Annotated in this window: 19 protein-coding genes; 15 read left to right on the top strand and 4 right to left on the bottom strand. The window is 70.0% G+C overall.

Features of this window, described 5'->3' with window-relative positions:
• Window positions 1-2: 2 nt before the first annotated feature.
• Window positions 3-1,190 carry an SAM-dependent methyltransferase gene (locus G3576_RS09640; protein WP_164694176.1) on the top strand — a complete coding sequence of 396 codons (1,188 nt, stop codon included), beginning with the start codon at window positions 3-5 and terminating at the stop codon, window positions 1,188-1,190.
• An 11-nt stretch (window positions 1,191-1,201) separates the two neighbouring features.
• Entirely contained in the window at window positions 1,202-2,293 is a 1,092-nt protein-coding gene (locus G3576_RS09645) for an NAD-dependent epimerase/dehydratase family protein (protein ID WP_164694177.1), read from the top strand.
• A gap of 6 nt (window positions 2,294-2,299) precedes the next feature.
• On the opposite strand, the gene G3576_RS09650 is transcribed toward G3576_RS09645, so the two are convergent.
• Window positions 2,300-3,244 carry a hypothetical protein gene (locus G3576_RS09650; RefSeq protein WP_164694178.1) on the bottom strand — a complete coding sequence of 315 codons (945 nt, stop codon included), beginning with the start codon at window positions 3,242-3,244 and terminating at the stop codon, window positions 2,300-2,302.
• A 5-nt stretch (window positions 3,245-3,249) separates the two neighbouring features.
• Window positions 3,250-4,626, bottom strand: coding sequence for an oligosaccharide flippase family protein (locus tag G3576_RS09655; RefSeq protein WP_164694179.1), 1,377 nt, complete (start codon window positions 4,624-4,626; stop codon window positions 3,250-3,252).
• Window positions 4,627-4,881: 255 nt separating this feature from the next.
• Here G3576_RS09655 and G3576_RS09660 point away from each other — a divergent pair, with 255 nt between their 5' ends.
• The 11 genes from G3576_RS09660 to G3576_RS09710 all read left to right on the top strand — a co-directional run bounded on the left by G3576_RS09660 (window position 4,882) and on the right by G3576_RS09710 (window position 17,833).
• Window positions 4,882-5,628: a glycerophosphodiester phosphodiesterase gene (locus tag G3576_RS09660; RefSeq protein WP_164694180.1), complete on the top strand. Its 747-nt coding sequence runs from the start codon at window positions 4,882-4,884 to the stop codon at window positions 5,626-5,628.
• A 111-nt stretch (window positions 5,629-5,739) separates the two neighbouring features.
• On the top strand, window positions 5,740-6,549 hold the full coding sequence (locus G3576_RS09665) for an ABC transporter ATP-binding protein (protein WP_164694181.1): 810 nt from the start codon (window positions 5,740-5,742) through the stop codon (window positions 6,547-6,549).
• A complete protein-coding gene (locus G3576_RS09670; RefSeq protein ID WP_164694182.1) occupies window positions 6,546-8,432 on the top strand; it encodes an AMP-binding protein in 1,887 nt (628 codons plus the stop codon). The genes G3576_RS09665 and G3576_RS09670 overlap by 4 nt, the downstream gene beginning before the upstream one ends.
• A gap of 9 nt (window positions 8,433-8,441) precedes the next feature.
• Entirely contained in the window at window positions 8,442-9,335 is an 894-nt protein-coding gene (locus tag G3576_RS09675) for a branched-chain amino acid ABC transporter permease (RefSeq protein ID WP_164694183.1), read from the top strand.
• A 12-nt stretch (window positions 9,336-9,347) separates the two neighbouring features.
• Complete coding sequence (locus G3576_RS09680) at window positions 9,348-10,406, top strand: branched-chain amino acid ABC transporter permease (RefSeq protein ID WP_456237332.1); 1,059 nt, start codon at window positions 9,348-9,350, stop codon at window positions 10,404-10,406.
• A 34-nt stretch (window positions 10,407-10,440) separates the two neighbouring features.
• Window positions 10,441-11,730, top strand: a complete 1,290-nt coding sequence (locus G3576_RS09685; RefSeq protein WP_164694185.1) for an ABC transporter substrate-binding protein — start codon at window positions 10,441-10,443, stop codon at window positions 11,728-11,730.
• Window positions 11,727-12,569 carry an ABC transporter ATP-binding protein gene (locus G3576_RS09690; protein WP_164694186.1) on the top strand — a complete coding sequence of 281 codons (843 nt, stop codon included), beginning with the start codon at window positions 11,727-11,729 and terminating at the stop codon, window positions 12,567-12,569. The genes G3576_RS09685 and G3576_RS09690 overlap by 4 nt, the downstream gene beginning before the upstream one ends.
• Entirely contained in the window at window positions 12,560-13,798 is a 1,239-nt protein-coding gene (locus G3576_RS09695; RefSeq protein ID WP_456237333.1) for a phenylacetate--CoA ligase family protein, read from the top strand. The genes G3576_RS09690 and G3576_RS09695 overlap by 10 nt, the downstream gene beginning before the upstream one ends.
• Entirely contained in the window at window positions 13,795-15,396 is a 1,602-nt protein-coding gene (locus G3576_RS09700; RefSeq protein ID WP_164694187.1) for an AMP-binding protein, read from the top strand. Before G3576_RS09695 ends, G3576_RS09700 begins: the two co-directional genes overlap by 4 nt.
• Window positions 15,397-15,453: 57 nt before the next feature.
• Window positions 15,454-16,647 (top strand): hypothetical protein, encoded by a 1,194-nt coding sequence (locus tag G3576_RS09705; protein ID WP_164694188.1) that lies wholly within the window; start codon window positions 15,454-15,456, stop codon window positions 16,645-16,647.
• Between the two features lie 13 nt (window positions 16,648-16,660).
• Window positions 16,661-17,833, top strand: coding sequence for an isovaleryl-CoA dehydrogenase (locus G3576_RS09710; RefSeq protein ID WP_164694189.1), 1,173 nt, complete (start codon window positions 16,661-16,663; stop codon window positions 17,831-17,833).
• Between the two features lie 99 nt (window positions 17,834-17,932).
• Here the strand turns inward: G3576_RS09710 and G3576_RS09715 are convergent, their stop codons facing one another.
• Window positions 17,933-18,151, bottom strand: a complete 219-nt coding sequence (locus G3576_RS09715) for a hypothetical protein (RefSeq protein WP_164694190.1) — start codon at window positions 18,149-18,151, stop codon at window positions 17,933-17,935.
• A 115-nt stretch (window positions 18,152-18,266) separates the two neighbouring features.
• Between G3576_RS09715 and G3576_RS09720 the strand changes: the two genes are divergently transcribed.
• Together G3576_RS09720 and G3576_RS09725 are read left to right on the top strand one after the other, a co-directional pair.
• A complete protein-coding gene (locus tag G3576_RS09720; protein WP_164694191.1) occupies window positions 18,267-18,683 on the top strand; it encodes a rhodanese-like domain-containing protein in 417 nt (138 codons plus the stop codon).
• On the top strand, window positions 18,680-19,156 hold the full coding sequence (locus tag G3576_RS09725) for a DUF3237 domain-containing protein (protein ID WP_164694192.1): 477 nt from the start codon (window positions 18,680-18,682) through the stop codon (window positions 19,154-19,156). Before G3576_RS09720 ends, G3576_RS09725 begins: the two co-directional genes overlap by 4 nt.
• On the opposite strand, the gene G3576_RS09730 is transcribed toward G3576_RS09725, so the two are convergent.
• A complete protein-coding gene (locus G3576_RS09730; RefSeq protein WP_164694193.1) occupies window positions 19,151-20,293 on the bottom strand; it encodes an ATP-grasp domain-containing protein in 1,143 nt (380 codons plus the stop codon). The two genes, G3576_RS09725 and G3576_RS09730, sit on opposite strands and share 6 nt — an antisense overlap.
• Window position 20,294 lies beyond the last annotated feature (1 nt).

Below are 20,294 nucleotides of genomic sequence, written 5' to 3' on the forward strand. Positions count from 1 at the left end.
GCATGCCGAGGCTGGGGGAGGCGCCCTGGCGGGGTGCGCCGCTCGGCGCCCCGATGGCGCCGACCTGCCGCTGCTGCGGCCTGGGATTGGAAGAAGGGGTCGCGGATTTCGGCCTGGCACCGATGGCCTCCGGGCCGGTGCCGGCGGATGCGGCACTGCCCTTCCATCCGCTGCGGCTCCTTGTCTGTTCCGACTGCCGGCTGGTGCAGCAGCCCGGCTGCATCCCGCAGGCGCCGCCACCGCAGTCACCCCCCCCGTGGCGCGAGGAAGCCTTCGCGGCGGAGGCCATCGCCGGGCTGCGCCTGGATGGCTGGACGCCGGTGGCGGAGATCGGCCCAGGCGCCATGCTGCCGGCCTTCGCCCGGCGCGGGATCCCGACGCTGCGGCAGGACGCGCAGGGCTTCGGCATCGGCGAGGCGCGGCGATTGCGGGCGGAGGGGCTGGAGCCCGTCCTGTTGCTGGTGCCCGACGCGATGGCGGAGGTCGCGGCGCTGCACGATCTTGTCGCGGGCATCCGCGAATGGCTGGCGCCGGGTGGCATCGCGGTGCTGGAGATGCCGTCGCTGCAACGCCTGATGGAAGGAAGGCGGATCAACCTGGTGCGGCATGGGCGCCTGTCCTGGTTCACGCTGGCGACGGCGGAGATGGTGCTGGCGCAACACGGCCTCGTCATCTTCGATGTCGCCCGCACCGGGCGCGAGGGCGGCGGGCTGCGGCTGCTGGCCCGCCATGCGGAGGACCGCTTCAAGCCGCTGACCTCGACGATCGAGGCCCTGCGGCGGGAGGAGACGGCCGCCGGCCTTGGCGCCGCCGCGGCCTATCGCGACTTCGCGCGGCAGCTGGTGGAGGCGAAATGCGCGCTGCTCGATTTCCTGGTCGGCGCGCAGCGCGGCGGACGACACGTGGTGGGGATCGGCGTGCCGGATGGCGCGGCGACGCTGCTGACCTGGTGCGGAGTCGGACCCGAACTGCTGGCCTTCACCGTGGACGACGACCCGCGGCATGAGGGGATGGTGCTGCCCGGCACCAGCATCCCGATCCGCCCGCCCTCCGCGCTCGTCGCCGCGCGGCCGGACTACGTCCTCGTGCTGTCCGCCGTATCCCGCGCGGAGCTTGCTTCCGGCCTGCCCGACATCCGGGCCTGGGGCGGACGCTATGTCGTGCCTCTTCCCACCATCGACATCTTCTGAGGAAGAATTCCATGCGCATCCTGATCACCGGCAACATGGGCTATGTCGGGCCCGTGGTCGCGGCGCATCTGCGCGCGACGATCCCCGGCGCCACGCTGATCGGCTACGACGCCGCCTTCTTCGCGGATTGCCTGACGACGCCGGAGGGCCTGCCGGAGTCGGTGCTCGACGCGCAGCATTTCGGCGATGTGCGCGACCTGCCCTCCGCCCTGCTGCAGGATGTGGACGCGGTGGTGCACCTGGCCGCCATCTCCAACGACCCGATGGGCCTGCGGTATGAGGCGCCGACGGCGGAGATCAATGCGCGCGCCTCCCTCCGCCTTGCCGCGCTGGCGCGGGAAGCCGGCGTCTCGCGCTTCGTCTTCGCCTCCTCCTGCTCCATCTACGGCTTCGCCGAGGGCGGGCCGCGGAAGGAAGGCGATGCGCTGAACCCGCTGACCGCCTATGCCCGCAGCAAGGTGGCGACGGAGGAAGGGCTGCATGCCATGGCGCCGCGCGACATGACCGTGACCTGCCTGCGCTTCGCCACCGCCTGCGGTGCCTCCCCCCGCACGCGGCTCGACCTGGTGCTGAACGACTTCGTCGCGGGCGCGCTGGCCAATGGCGAGATCAGCGTGCTGTCGGATGGCACGCCCTGGCGCCCGTTGATCGAGGTGCGCGACATGGCGCGAGCCATCGAATGGGCGATCACGCGCGATCCCGGCGCGGGCGGCCGTGTGCTGAGCGTGAATGCGGGATCGGATGGCTGGAACCTGCAGGTGAAGGACCTGGCCGAGGCCTGCGTGCGGGAAATCCCCGGCACGCGGCTTTCCATCAATGCGGACGCGCCGCCGGACAAGCGCAGCTACCGCGTCGATTTCGGCCTGTTCCGCAGCCTGGCGCCGAACCACCAGCCCCGCATCGGCGTGAGCGAGGCGATCCAGGGCCTGCGGGATGGGCTGAACGCCATCGGCTTCGCCGACCGTCACTACCGCGAAGGCCGCTTCATCCGCCTGCGCGTGCTGGACGCGCTGCGCAACCGCGGCCGCATCGATGGCGAGCTGCGCCGGCAGACGGGAAACGTGGCGCAGCCCGCGAATGAGGTCGCCGCCAGCGCGGCCTGACGCGCTTCAGCCTGGCGCCGGTCCACCCCGGCGCCGGGCGATCCAGGCGAGCAGCGCGCGGCGCTTGGCGCCGGCGATGACCCGCCATTCGCGGAAGCCCGCGCCGATCTCGTCCTTCCAGTGCCATGGCTTCACGGGATGCCACAGCGTGTCCCGGCGCGTGCCGACGCGGTACATCGCGGGCTTGGCGAAGAAGGTGCCGGGCGCGAGGTAGAACTGCACGGCGCTGGAGGCGGCGGAGGTGTAGAAGCGCCGCTCATTGCCCGGCGCGACGAAGGGGCCCTCGCCGCCGATATCCTCGATCGCGAAGCCGCGCAGCGCCGCCAGCGTGGACCAGGTGGCTTCCAGGTGCCCGCCGAAGCCGGCGGCATAGGCCTCGTCCATCGCGCGGAACATGCGCTGGCTGACGCGGAACAGCGGCAGGAAGGCGGCGGTGGCGGCCTGTGACAGCGCCTCCGGCGTCTCGATCCCTGCCAGCGAGGGCCAGCAGACCCAGTGCGGGTCGTGCTGCCGCGACCGCACGCAGGTGGTCAGCAGATCGGCCTCGCTGGCCTCGAACGCGTCGAAGAAGCGGCCCCAATGGCCGGTGAAGGCGACGTCGTATTCCATCACCCAGCAGCGGTCGAAATCCGGCAGTGCGCGCATGGCGTGCAGCGGGATCAGGTCGCAATGGCCGCCGCCCCAGAGTTCCCAGGGCCGGCCGGTCCAGTCCTCCGCCGCGTTCTTGCGGGGATAGGGCATGGCGCGCAGCTCATCGGTGCGGACCACGTGGTGGGGGTGGCGCAGCAGGCGCGGCGGCACGGGCTTGCCGGGCGGCAGGTGGATCAGCACGCGGCAGTCGAAATGGGACGGCGCCTGCCGCACCAGCCGGCGGAAGGCGCGTTCCGATCCGGCGTCGAAGTAGTGCGTCTGCAACAGCAGCAGCGTGCGGGCGGGCATCCTGCGCCTCATGCGGGCTATTCGGCGGCGATGACGGTGGCGCGGCCGGACAGCGCGCGCGGCAGGCGGCCGCGCAGCATCATCCAGGCGACGGCGCCATAGACGCTGGCGCCGGCGATCGCGGCCACGATCAGCTCCGTCAGCGCCGACATCTTCAGCGTCAGTTCCAGCGCGATCACCACCGCGGCCAGCGCACCGGTCGCCACCAGCGCGGGCGCGATGCGGGCCAGCAGCCAGGAGGCCGGGCGGTTCACTTCCCGCAGCACCATCCAGGTCAGGATCGGCGGCATGATCAGCGCCTGGGATGCCCAGGCGAGCGCGACGCCGGAGGGCGTGGCGGGCTGGAAGACCGCCAGCGCCGTCAGCGGGATGATGGTCGCGGCGGCCGCGACCGTCACGTTCCGCTTGGGCTTGCCCCGCGCCACGAAAAGGCTGGTGGTGTCGCCATGGATGAAGGTGACGATGGCGCTGAGCCCGACGATCTGCGCGGCATGCGCCGTCTGGTACCAGGCGGGGCCGAGCAGTGCCTGCACCAGGTCCGGCGCCGTCAGCGCGATGCCGGCCGCCAGCGGCATGCCGAGCAGCGCCTGCAGCTGCGCCAGATCCCCGAAGGCCTCGGCCTGCGCGTGGTCATCGCCCTGAAGGCCGCAGAGCCGCGGCATGGCGATGCGCGACGTCGCCTGCCACACCATGACGAGGGCGGCATCCAGCATCCGGAAGGCGAAGTGGCAGACCGCCAGCACCGCCTCCGTCGTCACGAGGCCGAGTGCCAGCAGGAACAGCCGGTAGCGTCCGACCATGACGAAGACGGCCAGCACCTGCGGGCCCGCGACGGGCCAGAGCGCCTTGAGCGATTCCCGGTCGATCGCCGGCCGCGCCACGAAGCGGCCGAGGCAGACCAGCAGCAGGAAGGCGGTGATGGTGGCGACGACCTGGTTGCCGATCATGGCCCAGGGGCCGTGCCCCGTGGCAGCCAGGCCGAGCCCGACCGCCAGCGCGAGTGGCTGGCCGACCAGCACGCGGGCGGCCAGTAGCATGAAGCGCTGCTGCCGCAGCACGAGGCCGGAGGCGCAGCCCGCGAAGGCCGAGATCGGCAGCAGCGGCGCGAGGGTGAGCGCCAGCGCGGCGACGGCCGGCGCATCGGCGGAACTCGCGAGCAGCGGCGCGCCCAGGACCAGGATGACGGCCGCGACGCAGCCCACCAGCGTGGCGCCGATCAGCGCGCTGCCGGCGTGGCGCGGCGTCAGGCGCGGATGCTGCACCACCGCATCGGTGAAGAGGGTGGCGCCCGCGACGTCCAGCAGCATGAAGGCCGCAATCGCCATCATGCCGGTGCCGGTGGCTTCAGGCCCGATGACCCTGCCGATGACCAGCATCGACATCAGCGAGAACACGGCGGAGGTCGCCGTCTCCGCCAGGACCCATGCGGGGGAGCGGGAGGCTGGGAGTCGCAGGGCAGTGATCCTTGGCCAGGGACGCGAACGACGTGAACGCGAGCACGATTGTGCAGTGCAATATGGCATCCAGCCTGCCACGCGCCGCTGACAACTCCGTGCCCGCCCGTAGCGCGAAAGGGGGGCAACGGTTCCTCCACCCAGGCTGGATTTCCCCGGCTGGATTTCAGCGGCGGGGCGCGGCAGCATCCCGCCATGCCACACCGCACCCTGATCGCCGCGCATCGCGGCGGCCTCTTCCTCTGGCCCGAGAACAGCGCCCGGGCCTTCAGCGAATCCGCCCGCCTGGCCGTCGAACAGGCGGAATGCGACGTGCACCTTTCCGCCGACGGGGAGGTCATCGTGATGCATGACGCGACGCTGGACCGCACCACCGATACGCGGGGGCCCGTCGCCGCGCTGACGGCCGCGGAGCTGTCACGCGTGCGTGTCCGCGGCACGGCGGGGGAGGCACCGCCAACGCTGGCGGAGTACCTGGCGATCCTGGCGCCGACGCCGGTCGCGCCGCGGGTCGAGATCAAGGTCGGCGCCGACAACCGCCCGCATCCCGGGATCGTGCCCAAGGTCATGCAGGCGCTGGATGCCAGCGGCCAGCGTGCGCGCAGCTGGATCATCGGCTTCCAGGCCGACACCATGGCGGAGGCGCTGCGGGCGGGTGGGCTGGCGGGCGTCGCCTGGCTGTCGGAGCTCTCGACGCTTCGCGACATCGGGCTCGACGGCATCATCGCGGTGGCGAAGCAGCACGGCTTCCCCGAGATCGGCGTGACGGAGGGCGTGATCGATGCGGAGTTCCTGGCGCGCTGCCGCGCGGCGGGGCTCGGCGTCGGCACCTGGGGGGCGAACCACGCGCCCAGCATCCGGCGGATGCTGGAGATCGGCGTCGACATCTTCGCCACCGACGACCCGCCGCTGGCCATCGCGATGCGGGACGGCGCGGCGTAACATGTCTCACACGATGGGCGAGTTGGCGGACGCGGTGTAACGGGTTGCGGCCAGCCGCGCCGCATGCGTAAGCTTCCCCCCAAGGAGACAAACCAGGGGGGACACGGCGGCGTGGCCGGCGAAGAACCGATTCTGTCGGCGGAGGGCGTGAGCCTGCGCTTCGGCGGCGTGAAGGCGCTGACCGACGTCTCCTTCAACGTCCGCAAGGGCGAGGTCTTCTCCATCATCGGCCCGAACGGCGCGGGCAAGACCTCCATGGTCAATTGCGTCTCCGGCCGCTACCGCCCGACCGAGGGACGCATCCTGTTCGACGGGCAGGATATCACGAAGCTCGGCCCCAATCGCCGCGCGGGGCTCGGCATCGGCCGCACCTTCCAGAACCTGGCGCTGTTCGGCCACATGAGCGTGCTCGACAACATCATGGTCGGGCGACACCACCTGCTGAAGGCCGGCTTCCTGCGCGGCATGGTCTATTGGTGGGGCGGCGCGCAGCGGGAGGAACTCGCGCATCGCGCGGAAGTCGAGGAGATCATCGACTTCCTCGAGATCCAGCATGTGCGCAAGGCGCAGGCCGGCACGCTGCCCTATGGGCTGCGCAAGCGCGTGGAACTGGCGCGCGCGGTGGCGCTGAAGCCGAAGCTGATCCTTCTGGATGAGCCGATGGCGGGCATGAACCTCGAGGAGAAGGAGGACATGGCCCGCTTCATCCTGGATCTGAACCAGGAATGGGGCATGACCGTGCTGATGATCGAGCACGACATGGGCGTGGTGATGGATATCAGCCACCGCGTCATGGTGCTGGATTTCGGCCGCAAGATCGCGGAGGGGCTGCCGGAGGAGGTGATGGCGCATCCGCAGGTCCGCCGCGCCTATCTCGGCGTGGATGACGAGGCGGTGAATCCCGCCGAGATCGACGCATGACCGACACCCTGCCGAGATTGCTGGCGGAAAATGCTGCCAGGTTCGGCGGCGAGATCGCGCTGCGGGAGAAGCAGTTCGGCATCTGGCGCAGCGTCACCTGGGCCGACTACCACGCGCGCACGCGGCTCTTCGCGCTGGGGCTCAGGCGCCTCGGCGTGCAGCGGGGCGAGGTGATCGCGCTGATCGGCGACAACCGGCCGGACTGGGTGATGGGGGAGATCGCGGCCCATGCGCTGGGGTGCCGCAGCCTCGGCATCTATCGCGACGCGCTGGATGATGAAGTGGCCTATCTGCTGGCGCATGCCGGCGCCAGCATCGTCTTCGCCGAGGATGAGGAGCAGGTGGACAAGCTGCTCGCCGTCTCGGACCAGGTGCCGGGGCTGACGCGGATCATCTACAGCGATCCGCGCGGGATGCGGAAGCTGGACGATCCGCGGCTGATGTCGGCGGACGAGCTCTGCAGGATCGGCGCAGGCGAAGACCCGGCCGGGTATGACGCGCTGCTGGCGGCGATGGATGCCGAGGATATCGCGATCCTCTGCACGACATCAGGCACCACGGCACGGCCGAAGCTCGCCATGCTGACGAGTGCCGCGCTGGTGCGGCATTGCCGCGCCTACCTCCAGGCGGACCCCAAGGGGCCGCAGGACGAATACGTCTCCGTCCTGCCGCTGCCCTGGATCATGGAGCAGATCTACGTCCTCGGCTGGGGGCTGATCGCGCGCATGAAGGTCAACTTCGTCGAGGAGCCCGAGACGATGATGGCCGATTTCCGGGAGATCGGCCCGACCTTCGTGCTGTTTGCGCCCCGGGTCTGGGAAGCGCTGGCGGCGGAGGTCCGCGCGCGGGTGATGGATGCGTCACCGCTGAAGCGGCGCATGTTCGACATGGGTATGAGATTGGGGCTGGAGGCGGTGGCGAGGGGCACGCGGTCCGGCCTGGCGGATACGCTGCTGTTCCGTGCGCTGCGAGACCGGCTCGGCTTCACCAATTTGACCTCGGCCGCCACGGGCGGCGCCGCGCTGGGGCCGGAGACCTTCCGCTTCTTCCAGGCCATGGGCGTGCCGCTGCGCCAGCTCTATGGCCAGACGGAGCTGCTCGGCGCCTATACGCTCCACAAGGCAGGCGAGGTCGATTTCGACACGGTCGGCGTGCCCTTCGACGAGACGATCGAGCTGCGCGTGCATGAGCCCGACGCCAATGGCGTCGGCGAGATCGTGACGCGCCACCCCAACATGTTCAGCGGCTATTTCGGCCTGGAGGCGCCGGCCGATCTGCGCGATGGCTGGCTGCACACCGGCGACGCCGGCTATTTCGGCAAGGGCGGGCAGCTGGTCGTCATCGACCGAATCAAGGACATCGCGGAGACGACCGGCGGCGACCGCTTCAGCCCGCAATACATCGAGAACAAGCTGAAATTCTCGCCCTATGTGGCGGAGGCGGTGGTGCTGGGCGCGGGGCAGCCGCATCTGGCCGCGATGATCTGCATCCGCTTCCCCATCGTCAGCAAATGGGCGGAGCGCAACCGCATCGCCTTCACCACCTATTCCGACCTGGCCGCGCGCCCGCAGGTGCTGGACCTGCTGCGGGCGGAGGTGGCGAAGGTGAACGCGACCCTGCCGCCGGCGCAGCGCCTCAGGCAATTCGTGCTGCTCTACAAGGAGCTGGATGCGGATGACGAGGAGCTGACGCGCACGCGCAAGGTGCGCCGCGGCGTCATCGCACAGAAATACGGCGACATCATCGCGGCCATCTATCGCGGCGATGCGACGATTCCGGTGGATACGACGATCGCCTTCCAGGACGGCACGAAGCAGCGCATCCGCACCACGCTGGCCGTGATCGTGACCGATGCGGCGGCGCCGGCGATGGCGGCGGAGTAAGGGGAAGCCATGGATCTCGCGCTGCTGCTGCAACTCACGCTGAACGGGCTGATCGTCGGTGCATTGTACGGCGTCGTCGCCATGTCCTTCGTGCTGATCTACAAGGCGTCCCAGGTCGTGAACTTCGCGCAGGGGGAGTTCCTCCTGGTCGGCGCCTGGGTCTGCTGGTGGTTCCTGACGGAATGGCAGCTGCCCTTCTATGCCGGCTTCCTGTTCACCCTGGTCTTCATGACGCTGTTCGGCCTGGTGCTGCAGGTGGTGGTGCTGCGGCCGCTGATCGGGGAGCCGGTGATCAGCGTGATCATGGCGACCATCGGCCTCGGCATTTTCTTCCAGGCGCTGATGAAGTGGATCTTCGGCGTCTTCGCCAAGCCCTTCCCGCCGATCTTCGAGACCGAGCGCGTCAGCCTCCTGGGGCTGGAGGTGCAGACGGTCTATCTGGTGAGCCTCGGCATCTCGCTGCTCATCATGGCGGCCTTCGGCTGGTTCTTCACGGCGTCGAAGCACGGGCTGGCGATGCGGGCCACGGCCTTCGACCAGCAGGTGGCGCAGTCCCTCGGCGTTTCCGTGCCCAAGGTCTTCGCCATGTCCTGGGCGATCTCGGCCGTCGTGTCCTCCGTCGCCGGCGTCGTCGTCGGCGTGGTGAACGGCGTGTCCTCCGCCCTGTCCTTCTATGGCATCAAGGTCTTCCCGGCGGTGATCCTGGGCGGGCTCGACAGCATCATCGGCGCGGTGCTGGGCGGCGTCATCGTGGGGCTGCTGGAGAACTGGGCGCACTACATCGACAGCGAATGGCTCAACTGGGGCAACATGTTCCAGATCGCGCCCTTCTACGCGCTGGTCATCATCCTGCTGATCAAGCCCTACGGCCTGTTCGGCACCAAGAATATCGAGCGCGTCTGACCCATGGTGGCCATGACCCCCGCTGGCGACTACCGCACCAGCTACCGCGCCGACACCACCATTTTCCCGACGCGCAACAGCCGCATCGCGCTGTTCATCGGCCTGGCCCTGTTGTGCTGCGCGCCGCTGCTGCTGGGGCGGTATGAGCTGAGCCTGCTGATCAATATCGGCTTCCTCGGCATCGCCGCCCTCGGGCTCAACATCCTGGTGGGCTTCACCGGGCAGATCAGCATCGGCCATGCCGCCTTCTTCGGGCTGGGCGCCTTCACCTCCGCCTGGCTGCATGAGCATCTCGGCATTCCCGTCATGCTCTGCATCCCGCTGGCGGGGATCGTGACGGCGCTGATCGGGCTGGTCTTCGGGGCGCCGGCGGCGCGGCTTAAGGGCTTGTATCTCGCCATCGCGACGCTCGCCGCGCAGTTCATCCTGGAGGATTTCTTCGCCCGCGCGCGCTGGTTCACCGGCGGCGTCGCGGGGCGCATGACGGAAAGCCCCGTGCTGTTCGGCTTCGCCTTCGACCGGGACGAGACCTTCTTCTACCTGACGCTGGCCTGGGTGGTGATCATGTTCGTCGCCGCCGCCAACCTCATGCGGTCGCGTGACGGGCGGGCGCTGGTGGCGGTGCGGGACCACTATCTGTCCGCGGAGATGATGGGCATCAACCTGGCCTATTACCGCACGCTGAGCTTCGGCATCGCGAGCCTCTATGCCGGCATCGGCGGCGCGCTCTACGCTCACTACCTGCTCTTCGTCAGCGTGGAGGCTTTCAACATCCTCTTCTCCATCCAGTTCCTCGGCATGGTCATCATCGGCGGGCTCGGCTCCGTCATGGGCAGCCTGATGGGCGCGGCCTTCATGGTGATGCTGCCGGAAGTGACGCAATGGGGGGCGGAGGCGTTGGCGGGGAGTGCGATCGACCAGGCGCTGAGGCTCGGCGCCTCCATCTCCTTCCTGCGGGAGATGGTGGTGGGCGCGGCCATCATCCTGTTCCTGATCTTCGAGCCCGATGGGCTCGCGAGGCGGTGGCGCCTGATCAAGGCGTACTGGAAACTCTACCCGTATTCACACTGACCGGCTGAAGCCGGCGTTAGGGAGGACCAAGGCGATGAAGGTCAAGCATCTGCTGATGGGGGCCGTGGCGGCGATGGCGGCGGCGCTGCCTGCGGCCGCGCAGCGCATCCCGGTCGGGCACCTCATGGACAATTCCGGCGCCACCAGCGATGTCGGTGTGCCCTATGGCCAGGGTGTCGCGGATGCGTTGCAGTGGGTGAACCGCACGCGCAACGGGATCAACGGAAGGCAGCTCGACGTCTCCGGCTTCGACTATGGCTATGCCGCGCCGCGCGCCGTCAGCCAGTACCAGGCCTGGACGGGCCGCCAGCGCGTCGTCGCGATCCAGGGCTGGGGCACGGCGGATACGGAAGCGCTGGTCCGCTTCGTCACGCGCGACCGCATCCCCTATATCAGCGGATCCTACGCCGCGACGCTGACGGATGCCGCGGGGCGTTCCGGCCGACAGGGCGTGGAGGCCGCGCCCTTCAACTTCTTCTACGGCCCGTCCTATTCGGATGCGCTGCGCGCCATGCTGCAATGGGCGGCGCAGGATTGGCGCGCGCGCGGCCAGCAGGGGCGGCCGAAATACGTCCACATGGGCGCGAACCACCCCTATCCGAATTCGCCGAAGGAAGCGGGTGAGACGCTGGCGCGGGAGCTCGGCTTCGATGTGCTGCCCGCCATCCAGTTCGCGCTGACGCCGGGCGACTACACCGCGCAATGCCTGACGCTGCGCAATGGCGGCGCCAACTACGCCTATCTCGGCAATACGGCGGGGTCCAACATCTCCGTGCTGCGGGCCTGCCAGACCGCCGGCGTGAACGTGCAGTTCATGGGCAATGTCTGGGGCATGGACGAGAACGCCATGAAGGCGGCGGGCACGGCGGCGAATGGCGTCGTCTTCCCCGTCCGCACCGGCGCCGTGTGGGGCCAGGATGTGCAGGGGATGCGCACGGTGCGGGAGATCAGTCGCGTCTCCGACAGCGCCGGCACGGCCTATCGACCCGTCCACTACCTCGCCGGCATCTGCAGCGCGATGCTGATGGTGGAGGCGATGGAGCACGCCGCGGCGAATGGCGGCCAGGTGGCGTCGGAGCGCATCCGGGAGGGCTTCTACGCCCGGCAGAACTGGGTGCCGCGGGGCTTCGAGGGCGTGTGCAACCCCTCCAACTTCGCGCCGGATGACCATCGCGGCACGCTGCGCGTCGGCATCTACCGCGCCGTCGTCAGCGGCAATACCTCGGCCGGTTCCGTGGCCGAACTGGTGCAGGCGGGAACGATCAAGGTCGAACCGGTGACGGTCGTCGAACTCGACCGCCGCCGCGACTGGCTCGGCTGGTGAGCGAGACGGCTGGCCTCGGCGTGAAGGCTCCCCCGGCGACGGGGGAGCCACCTCTGCTGGAGGTGAACAACATCGAGGTCGTCTACAACGACGTTATCCTCGTGCTGCGTGGCCTGTCGCTGGCGGTGCCCCAGGGAAAGATCGTCGCGCTGCTGGGTGCGAATGGCGCAGGCAAGTCCACCACGCTGAAGGCGATCTCCGGCCTGCTGAAGTCGGAGGAGGGGGAGGTGACGCGCGGCGACATCCGCTTCGCCGGCGAGCGCCTTAATGGCATCGAGGCGCACCAGATCGTCCGCAAGGGCATCTTCCAGGTGATGGAGGGGCGCCGGATCATCAGCGACATGACCTGCCTGGAGAACCTCCGCCTCGGCGCCTTCACGCGCAGCGACAGCGCCGGCGTGAAGCGCGACATCGAGATGGTCTATGGCTACTTCCCGCGCCTCAAGGAACGCACGGGGCTGGCCGGCTACCTGAGCGGCGGGGAGCAGCAGATGCTCGCGATCGGCCGCGCGCTGATGGCGCGGCCGAAGCTGATCCTGATGGACGAGCCCTCCATGGGCCTCTCGCCGCTGCTGGTGAAGGAGGTCTTCGGGATCATCCGCAAGCTGAACGAGGATCTCGGCATCACCATCCTGCTGGTGGAGCAGAATGCGCGGATGGCGCTCTCCGTCGCCTCCCATGGCTATGTGATGGAACAGGGGAAGGTGGTGCTGGATGGCAGCGCCGATGCGCTGGCGAACAACGAGGATGTGAAGGAATTCTACCTCGGCGGGCACGGGGCGGAGCGCAAATCCTTCCGCAACCTGAAATCCTACAAACGACGGAAGCGGTGGCTGTGACGGCGCATTACGACGAGCGGGAGACGCGGAGCGCGGCGGCGCGGGAGGACGCGCTGAGGGCCGCGCTGCCGCGCCTGGTGGCGCACGCCAAGGCGCGCGCGCCGGCCTATGCGGCGCCGCTGGCCGATGTCGACGCGGCCGCCGTCACGGATCGCGCCGCGCTGGCTCGCCTGCCCGTCACGCGGAAATCCGCGCTGATCGAGGCGCAGGCGGCGGCGCCACCCCTTGGCGGTTTCACCACGCTTCCGCTCGGCGCATTGCCGCGCGTCTTCGCCTCACCGGGGCCCATCCATGAACCGCAGCCGGAAGGCCGCGATCCCTGGCGCTTCGCGCGCGCGTTGCACGCGACGGGGCTGCGCGCGGGCCAGCTGCTGCACAACTGCTTCGCCTACCACTTCACCCCCGCCGGCATGATGCTGGAGGAAGGCGCGCGGGCGCTGGGCTGCCCCGTCTTCCCCGCGGGGCCCGGCAACACCGAGAGCCAGGCGCGTGCGGCGGCGCATCTCAGGCCCACCTGCTACGCGGGCACGCCCGACTTTCTCAAGTCGATCCTGGAGGCGGGTGACTCGCTCGGGCTCGACCTTTCCTCGCTGAAGCTCGGCCATGTCACGGGCGGCGCCTATCTGCCGGCGTTGCGCAGCTTCTACGCCGATCGCGGCATGACGGTGCTGCAGAGCTACGGCACCGCCGATCTCGGCCTCGTCGCCTATGAATCGGAGGCGCGGGAGGGGCTGATCGTCGATGAGGATGTGGTGCTGGAGATCGTGCGCCCTGGCACCGGCGACCCGGTGCCGGAGGGCGAGGTCGGCGAGGTTCTCGTCACCACCTTCAACGATACCTATCCGCTGATCCGCTTCGCCACCGGCGACCTCTCCGCGGTGCTGCCGGGGGCCTCGCCCTGCGGGCGCACCAACATGCGCATCAAGGGCTGGATGGGGCGCGCGGACCAGGCGGCCAAGGTGCGGGGCATGTTCGTGCGGCCGGAACAGGTCGCGGCGGTGATGCGCGACCATCCGGGCCTCGGCCGCGCGCGCCTCGTCATCGGGCTGGACGGGACGCGCGACACGATGGTGCTGCGGGTGGAGACGCCGGTGCGCGACGCGAGCCTGGTGGAAAGCCTCTCGCGCAGCCTGCAGGGGCATACGCGGCTGCGCGGCGTCGTCGAACTGCTCGAACCCGGCGCCCTGCCGAACGACGGCAAGGTGATCGACGACACGCGCCCGGCATGACCGGCTACGCAGCGCTTCGCGCCGGTTTCCGCTGGGACATCCCCGCGCGCTGCAACCTGGCGGAGGAGGTGTGCGACCGCTGGAACGCGGGCGAGCCGCGCCTCGCGCTGATCGAGGTGCTGGGCGATGGCATGCTGGAACTCAGCGGCTACCACGAACTCGCCCATCGATCCCGCAAGCTGGCGAACCTGTTCCTGTCGATGGGCATCGGACGCGGGGACCGCATCGGCGTGCTGCTGCCGCAGCGGCAGGAGACGCTGCTGACGCATCTCGCGGCCTGGCGCATCGGCGCGATCTCCGTGCCGCTCTTCACCCTGTTCGGGGAGGAAGCGCTGGCCTATCGCCTCGCGGATTGCGGCGCCGTCGCGCTGGTGACGGATGGCACCGGCGCGGCGAAAATCAGTGTCATCCGCGATCGGCTGCCGGCGCTGCGGCATGTGCTGGACATCGATGGTGGTGCCGACCTGCACAGGCTGATCGAGCCCGCCAGCGACCGGCATGTGTGCGTCGCGACCGGCCCCGATGATCCCGCGCTGATCATCTACACCAGCGGCACCACCGGCAGCCCCAAGGGCGCGCTGCATGGCCACCGCGTGCTGCGCGGCCACCTGCCGGGCGTGGAGATGCCGCAGGAGTTCTTCCCCCAGCCCGGTGACTGTTTCTGGACGCCGGCGGATTGGGCCTGGATCGGCGGGCTGCTCGACGTGCTGCTGCCGAGCCTCTTCCACGGCGTGCCCGTCGTCGCGCTCCGCATGCCGAAATTCGATCCGGAATATGCGCTGCGGCTGATGGCGGAACGCGGCGTGCGCAATGCCTTCCTGCCGCCGACCGCGCTCCGCATGCTGCGCCAGGTGCCGAACCCCGCGCGCTTCGGCGCGCAACTCCGCAGCATCGGCAGCGGGGGCGAAAGCCTGGGCGTGGAGATGCTGGAATGGGGGCGCGGCGCCTTCGGCCTGACGATCAACGAGTTCTATGGCCAGACCGAGTGCAACCTGACCATCGCGTCCTGTGCCGGCCTCTTCCCGGTGAAGCCGGGCGCGATCGGCAAGCCGGTGCCGGGGCATGAGGTGGCGATCCTCGGCCCCGATGGCGCGGTGCTGCCGCGCGGCGTGGAGGGCACCATCGCCATCCGCGCGCCCGATCCCGTCATGTTCCTGGGCTACTGGAACAAGCCCGAGGCGACGGCGGCGAAGTTCCACGGCGATTGGCTGCTGACCGGCGACCAGGCCGTGATGGATGAGGAGGATTACGTCACCTTCGTCGGCCGCGACGATGATGTCATCACCTCCGCCGGCTACCGCATCGGCCCCGGCGAGATCGAGGATTTCCTCCAGTCGCATCCGGCGGTGGCCGCGGTGGCCGTGATCGGCCTGCCCGATGCGCTGCGGACGGAACGTGTCTGCGCCGTGATCGTGCCCAAGCCCGGCATCGAGGCAGGGGAGGCGCTGGCGCGCGACATCCAGCGCAGCGTGGCCACGCGCCTCGCGGGCCATCTCTATCCGCGCCAGGTCGAATTCGTGCAGGCGCTACCGCAGACGACGACGGGAAAGATCATGCGCGGCGAATTGCGCCGCCGCTTCGCGGCATCGGCATCGTGAGCAGCCGCCAGCACCCCACCATGGCAGAGACGAGGCGAACAGTCTCGGGATGCCCGGATGCGCCGCCTGCTGCTCGCCTTCCTCATCGCCGCGCCGCCCGCCCTGGCGGACAGTTTCGCCGGCCTGTCCTTCGATCCGCCGCCGGGATGGCAGCGGCAGGAACAGCCGGGCGGCCTCATGCTGTCGCGGGAATTGCCCGCCGATGCGGGCCGTGGCACGCCGCGGCCGGGCCGGGCGCTGATCCTGCTGACGCGGCCCTCCGCCGATCTGGCAACGGCCATGGCGGCCTGGGTGCGGACGCCGGAGCAGCTGGCGCAGGACCGCCCGCGGGTGCGGGAGGGCGAGACGCTGGGCGGCGGGCGCATGCGGATCGAGGAACGCAGCGGCGGCCGCCCGACCATGCGCGCGATCCATATCGGCATGGAGGAAGCAGGCCGGCGCGCCCTGCTGCTGCTGGTCATCGTCAACCCGCCGCGGGAGGCATCGCGCGCGGCGCGCGAGGAATTCGCGGCGATGGTGCGGTCCCTGCGGCTCAACGGCGATGCGCCGGCCCTCACGCCACCCGGCCCTGGCCGGCTGGAGGGGCATTTCACGCGGATGCAGACGGGGATTCGCCCCAACGCCTTCGGTGGCACCGACTTCACGGCGGAGATGCAGAGCCTGACCTTTGCGCCGGATGGCCGCTTCATCGCCGACCCGCCGCCGCCGGAGGGCTTGGCGGAGGCCTGCGCCATCCCGCGCGCGGGCTGCGGCAGCTACGCGGTCTCGGGCGGCACGATCGTGCTGCGGGAGGTCGAGGACGAGTTCGGCCGCGTCAGCCGCCGCAGCGTGCCGATCGCGGCGGCGCCCTCCGGCCTCACCATCGATGGCGAGACCTGGCGGCGCGTCGAGCCCTTCGCGCCTGGCACGCGGCTCGATGGCACCTGGCGCTACAGCTTCGCCAGCAGCGGCAGCACTGGCTTCTCCAGCGGCTCCGTCGCCGTGGAGCGGACCCTGGCGCTGTCCCGCGACGGGAGCTGGCGCCGCACCGGCTGGGCCGGCGGCAGCAGCACGACGGAGACGGGCGGCGGGCGCAGCGGCGTCACCACCTCCGCGCCCCGGCGGGAGAGCAGCGGCCGCTACGACCTCTCCGGCCATGTGCTGGTGCTGCGCGATGCCGCGGGCGGCGAGGAACGGCTCTCGATCTTCCGCGGGGACGCCGATTCGGACAGGCTGCTGGTGATCGACGGGTCCAACTACCTGCGACGATGAAAGGAACGGCGCGATGATCTCCAACCGCATGCCCATGCTGGATTTCGACCTGGGCGAGGAGATCGACGCGCTGCGCGACAGCGTCCGCGCCTTCTCCGACAACCGCGTCGCGCCCATCGCGGCGGAGATCGACAGGACGGACGAATTCCCCCGCTACCTCTGGCCGGAAATGGGCGCGCTGGGCCTGCATGGCATCACGGTGGAGGAGGAATATGGCGGCGCGGGGATGGGCTACCTCGCGCATTGCGTGGCGATGGAGGAAGTCAGCCGCGCCAGCGCCTCCGTCGGGCTGTCCTATGGCGCGCACAGCAATCTCTGCGTCAACCAGATCCGCCGCAACGGGACGGAGGCGCAGAAGCGCCGCTACCTGCCGAAGCTGATCAGCGGGGAGCATCTGGGGGCGCTGGCGATGAGCGAGCCCTCCGCGGGATCGGACGTCGTCTCCATGAAGCTGCGCGCGGAGAAGCGCGGCGATCGCTTCGTGCTGAACGGCACGAAGCTCTGGATCACCAATGCGCATTATGCGGAGGCGCTGGTGGTCTATGCGAAGACCGATCCCGAGGCCGGCCCGCGCGGCATCACCGCCTTCCTGATCGAGCGCGACTTCAAGGGATTCCGCCCGGCGCAGAAGCTCGACAAGCTCGGCATGCGCGGCAGCCCGACCAGCGAGTTGGTCTTCGAGGATTGCGAGGTGCCGGAGGAGAATGTGCTCGGCGCCGTCGGTGGCGGCGTGCGCGTGCTGATGTCGGGGCTCGACTATGAACGCGCCGTGCTGGCGGCCGGGCCCATCGGCATCCTGCAGGCCTGCCTCGACCTCGTGATTCCCTACATCCATGACCGCAAGCAGTTCGGCCAGCCGATCGGGGAATTCCAGTTCATCCAGGGCAAGGTCGCGGACATGGCGACGCAGCTGAATGCCAGTCGCGCCTATGTCTATGCGGTGGCGCGCGCCTGCGACAAAGGGCGCACGACGCGACGCGATGCGGCAGGGGCGATTCTGTTTGCCGCCGAGGCCGCGACGAGGGCGGCCCTCGATGCGATCCAGATCCTCGGCGGCAATGGCTACATCAACGACTACCCCGCCGGACGGCTGCTGCGGGACGCCAAGCTCTACGAGATCGGCGCCGGCACCAGCGAGATCAGGCGGCTGCTGATCGGGCGGGAGATCTTTCGAGAGACCGCCTAGGCCAGCTACGGTGTCGGCAGCGACGCCGAAGCGGGTCCAGGCGCCTGCCTTGACGCATGTTCCGGGTCGTCGGGCGATTCCGCCCGACTTGGAAATGCGTCAGCGCGGAATGTAGCCGCCCATCGCGGCCACGCAGAAGGCGACGAGTGCCGCCAGGGCGATGATCCAGGGCAGGTCCTGCACGAAAGCCTGGCCCAGCGTATTCCGGGCGGTGCGCCCCATATGGTCCCGATGGTCGGCGACGGGGATGTCGGTGTCGGTCAACTCGATGTCGCGGCCCGTCAGGGGCACGCGGTTGTCCTGGGTAATGCCTGACATGGATGCTACCTCTTCCTTGCAGTCATCCCGTTCGTATCGCCGGGATGCCGGGAAGGTTGCGGCCGGGTATGGATTTGGCCACCCTTCCGTCACTCAACTTTGAGGGAGATCCCCCATGGCCGGTGTTCCGGATGTCAGTCCCCGCGCGACGTTCCAGGCGTTGTCGGAGGATCCCGAGGCGGTGCTGGTCGATGTGCGGACCGATGCGGAGTGGAATTTCGTCGGCGTGCCGGACCTTTCCGTCATCGGCAAGCAGGTCGTGCTGATCCCCTGGCAGGTCTATCCGACCATGCAGGTGAATGGCGCCTTCGCGGAGCATCTGCACCGCGCCGGAGCCTCGCCGTTGTCGAAGCTCTACTTCATCTGCCGGTCGGGCGCGCGCAGCCTGGCGGCGGGCCAGGCGGCGCAGGCCGCGGGCTTCCCGCACGCCTTCAACGTGGCCGATGGCTTCGAGGGGCCGGTGGATGCCGAGGGCCATCGCGGCAGCGTGGCCGGCTGGAAGGCGGATGGCCTGCCGTGGCGCCAGCGATGAGCGACGCGACCCCGCGCATGGAGCTGGCGACGGATTTCCTGTTCCGCATGGAGATCGCCGTCGCCGCGCCCCAGGTCATCGGCGACATGCCGCTCGGCGACCGGCGTATCGGGCTGATCACCGGCGGACGCTTCCATGGGCCCGGGCTGAACGGCGTGGTGCTGCCGGGCGGCGCGGACTGGCTGCTGACGGGCAATGACGGCGCCACGCGCCTCGATGTCCGCGCCACGCTGCAGGCGGATGACGGCCAGGTGATCGGCATCACCTACCAGGGCGTGCGCCACGCGCCGCCGGAGGTCGCGGCGCGCATGGCGGGCGGGGAGGCCGTGCCGGTCGGCAGCTATTACATGCGCACCGCCATCCGCTTCGAGACCGGGCCGGGGCCGCACGAATGGCTGAACCGGCTGCTGGCGGTGGCCGTCGGCCATCGCTTTCCCGATGGGCCCATCTACGACGTCTATGCGGTGCTATAGGCGCGCGCCGATCGCCTCCGCCAGGCGGCGGACCAGCGCATGCGGGTCCGCCTCCAGCGCCGTGACGCCGACGGCGGCGAGGTCCGCCGCCGCACGCTCCATCGAATAACCCGCCAGCGCGGCGTGGCCGGCGGCGAGCCCGACGAAAAGCGGCTTGGGGGAGGGCTTCTCCCGCAGCGCCGCGGCCAGCGCCTCCACGCGGCCCTTCAGGGGACGGGAGGCAAGAGTGGTGTAGAACAGCACCGCGTCGATGTTGGGCCGCTCCGCCATCTCGAAGGCGGCGGCGAAGCGCTGCGGCGCGGTCTCGGCGGGGCCGCCCTGGGCGTTGTCCATGAAGCAGGCGGCGGGGCAGCCGGCATCGCCGAGCAGGTCCAGCATCATCATGCCGAGGCCGGCGCCGGCCGTGACCATGGCGACGCGCCCGCCCGGGATTTCCACCATCTGGAAGCCCTGGTCCCGCGCGCGGCGCTCCAGCGGCGTCAGCGCCGCTTCCTCCAGCGCGGCGGAGAGCGCGGTGCCGGCGGTGTCGTGGCGGAAGGAAGCGGCCTCGTCCCGCACCGCCTTGCAGTCGCAGGCGATAAGGCTGCCATCGGCGAGGCGGGCGAGGGGGTTGATCTCCAGGCTCTCCAGATCCTCCGCCACCATCACGCGCGCCAGGCGCAGCGCGAGGCGCGCGAGGCGCGCGGCGATGTCGGGCGCGAAGCGGGTGCGCAGCGCGCGGAGCGCGGTGGCGATGGCGCCGGGCGCTTCCGGCAGCAGGTGGAAGCGGAGCGGGGGCGCGCCGCTCTCGACCTCCACGCCGCCTTCCGGCGCGCAGAGGATCTCGATCGCCTGGGCGGTGCCGTCCACGCGCAGCGCGAGAAAGATCTCCTGCGCAATGGCGACGGGCTGTTCCAGCATCAGCGGCGCGGCGGCGTCGCCAAGTATGCCGCGGATGATGCGGGCGGTGCCAGGGACGTCGCCTTCCGCGCGCCGCACCAGGCCGCGCTTGCCGCGCCCGCCTTCCAGCAGCTGCGCCTTCACCACGGCATTGCCGAAGCCTTCGGGTGCGGCGTCATCCCGGATCAGCACCGCATCGGGCAGCGCGATGCCGTGGCGGCGGAGCGCCACCTTGCCGTCCCACTCCGTCAACCGCATG

The organism is Falsiroseomonas algicola (genome assembly GCF_011040385.1).
GTDB lineage: Bacteria > Pseudomonadota > Alphaproteobacteria > Acetobacterales > Acetobacteraceae > Falsiroseomonas > Falsiroseomonas algicola.

What these genes read in the sequence shown, in the direction of transcription:
- G3576_RS09715 (WP_164694190.1), bottom strand. Translation starts at nt 18,151, where the DNA reads ATGTCAGGCATTACCCAGGACAACCGCGTGCCCCTGACGGGCCGCGAC.
- G3576_RS09640 (WP_164694176.1), top strand. Translation starts at nt 3, where the DNA reads ATGCCGAGGCTGGGGGAGGCGCCCTGGCGGGGTGCGCCGCTCGGCGCC.
- G3576_RS09730 (WP_164694193.1), bottom strand. Translation starts at nt 20,293, where the DNA reads ATGCGGTTGACGGAGTGGGACGGCAAGGTGGCGCTCCGCCGCCACGGC.
- G3576_RS09645 (WP_164694177.1), top strand. Translation starts at nt 1,202, where the DNA reads ATGCGCATCCTGATCACCGGCAACATGGGCTATGTCGGGCCCGTGGTC.
- G3576_RS09650 (WP_164694178.1), bottom strand. Translation starts at nt 3,244, where the DNA reads ATGAGGCGCAGGATGCCCGCCCGCACGCTGCTGCTGTTGCAGACGCAC.
- G3576_RS09725 (WP_164694192.1), top strand. Translation starts at nt 18,680, where the DNA reads ATGAGCGACGCGACCCCGCGCATGGAGCTGGCGACGGATTTCCTGTTC.
- G3576_RS09670 (WP_164694182.1), top strand. Translation starts at nt 6,546, where the DNA reads ATGACCGACACCCTGCCGAGATTGCTGGCGGAAAATGCTGCCAGGTTC.
- G3576_RS09660 (WP_164694180.1), top strand. Translation starts at nt 4,882, where the DNA reads ATGCCACACCGCACCCTGATCGCCGCGCATCGCGGCGGCCTCTTCCTC.
- G3576_RS09705 (WP_164694188.1), top strand. Translation starts at nt 15,454, where the DNA reads ATGCGCCGCCTGCTGCTCGCCTTCCTCATCGCCGCGCCGCCCGCCCTG.
- G3576_RS09720 (WP_164694191.1), top strand. Translation starts at nt 18,267, where the DNA reads ATGGCCGGTGTTCCGGATGTCAGTCCCCGCGCGACGTTCCAGGCGTTG.
- G3576_RS09675 (WP_164694183.1), top strand. Translation starts at nt 8,442, where the DNA reads ATGGATCTCGCGCTGCTGCTGCAACTCACGCTGAACGGGCTGATCGTC.
- G3576_RS09685 (WP_164694185.1), top strand. Translation starts at nt 10,441, where the DNA reads ATGAAGGTCAAGCATCTGCTGATGGGGGCCGTGGCGGCGATGGCGGCG.
- G3576_RS09710 (WP_164694189.1), top strand. Translation starts at nt 16,661, where the DNA reads ATGATCTCCAACCGCATGCCCATGCTGGATTTCGACCTGGGCGAGGAG.
- G3576_RS09680 (WP_456237332.1), top strand. Translation starts at nt 9,348, where the DNA reads ATGACCCCCGCTGGCGACTACCGCACCAGCTACCGCGCCGACACCACC.
- G3576_RS09700 (WP_164694187.1), top strand. Translation starts at nt 13,795, where the DNA reads ATGACCGGCTACGCAGCGCTTCGCGCCGGTTTCCGCTGGGACATCCCC.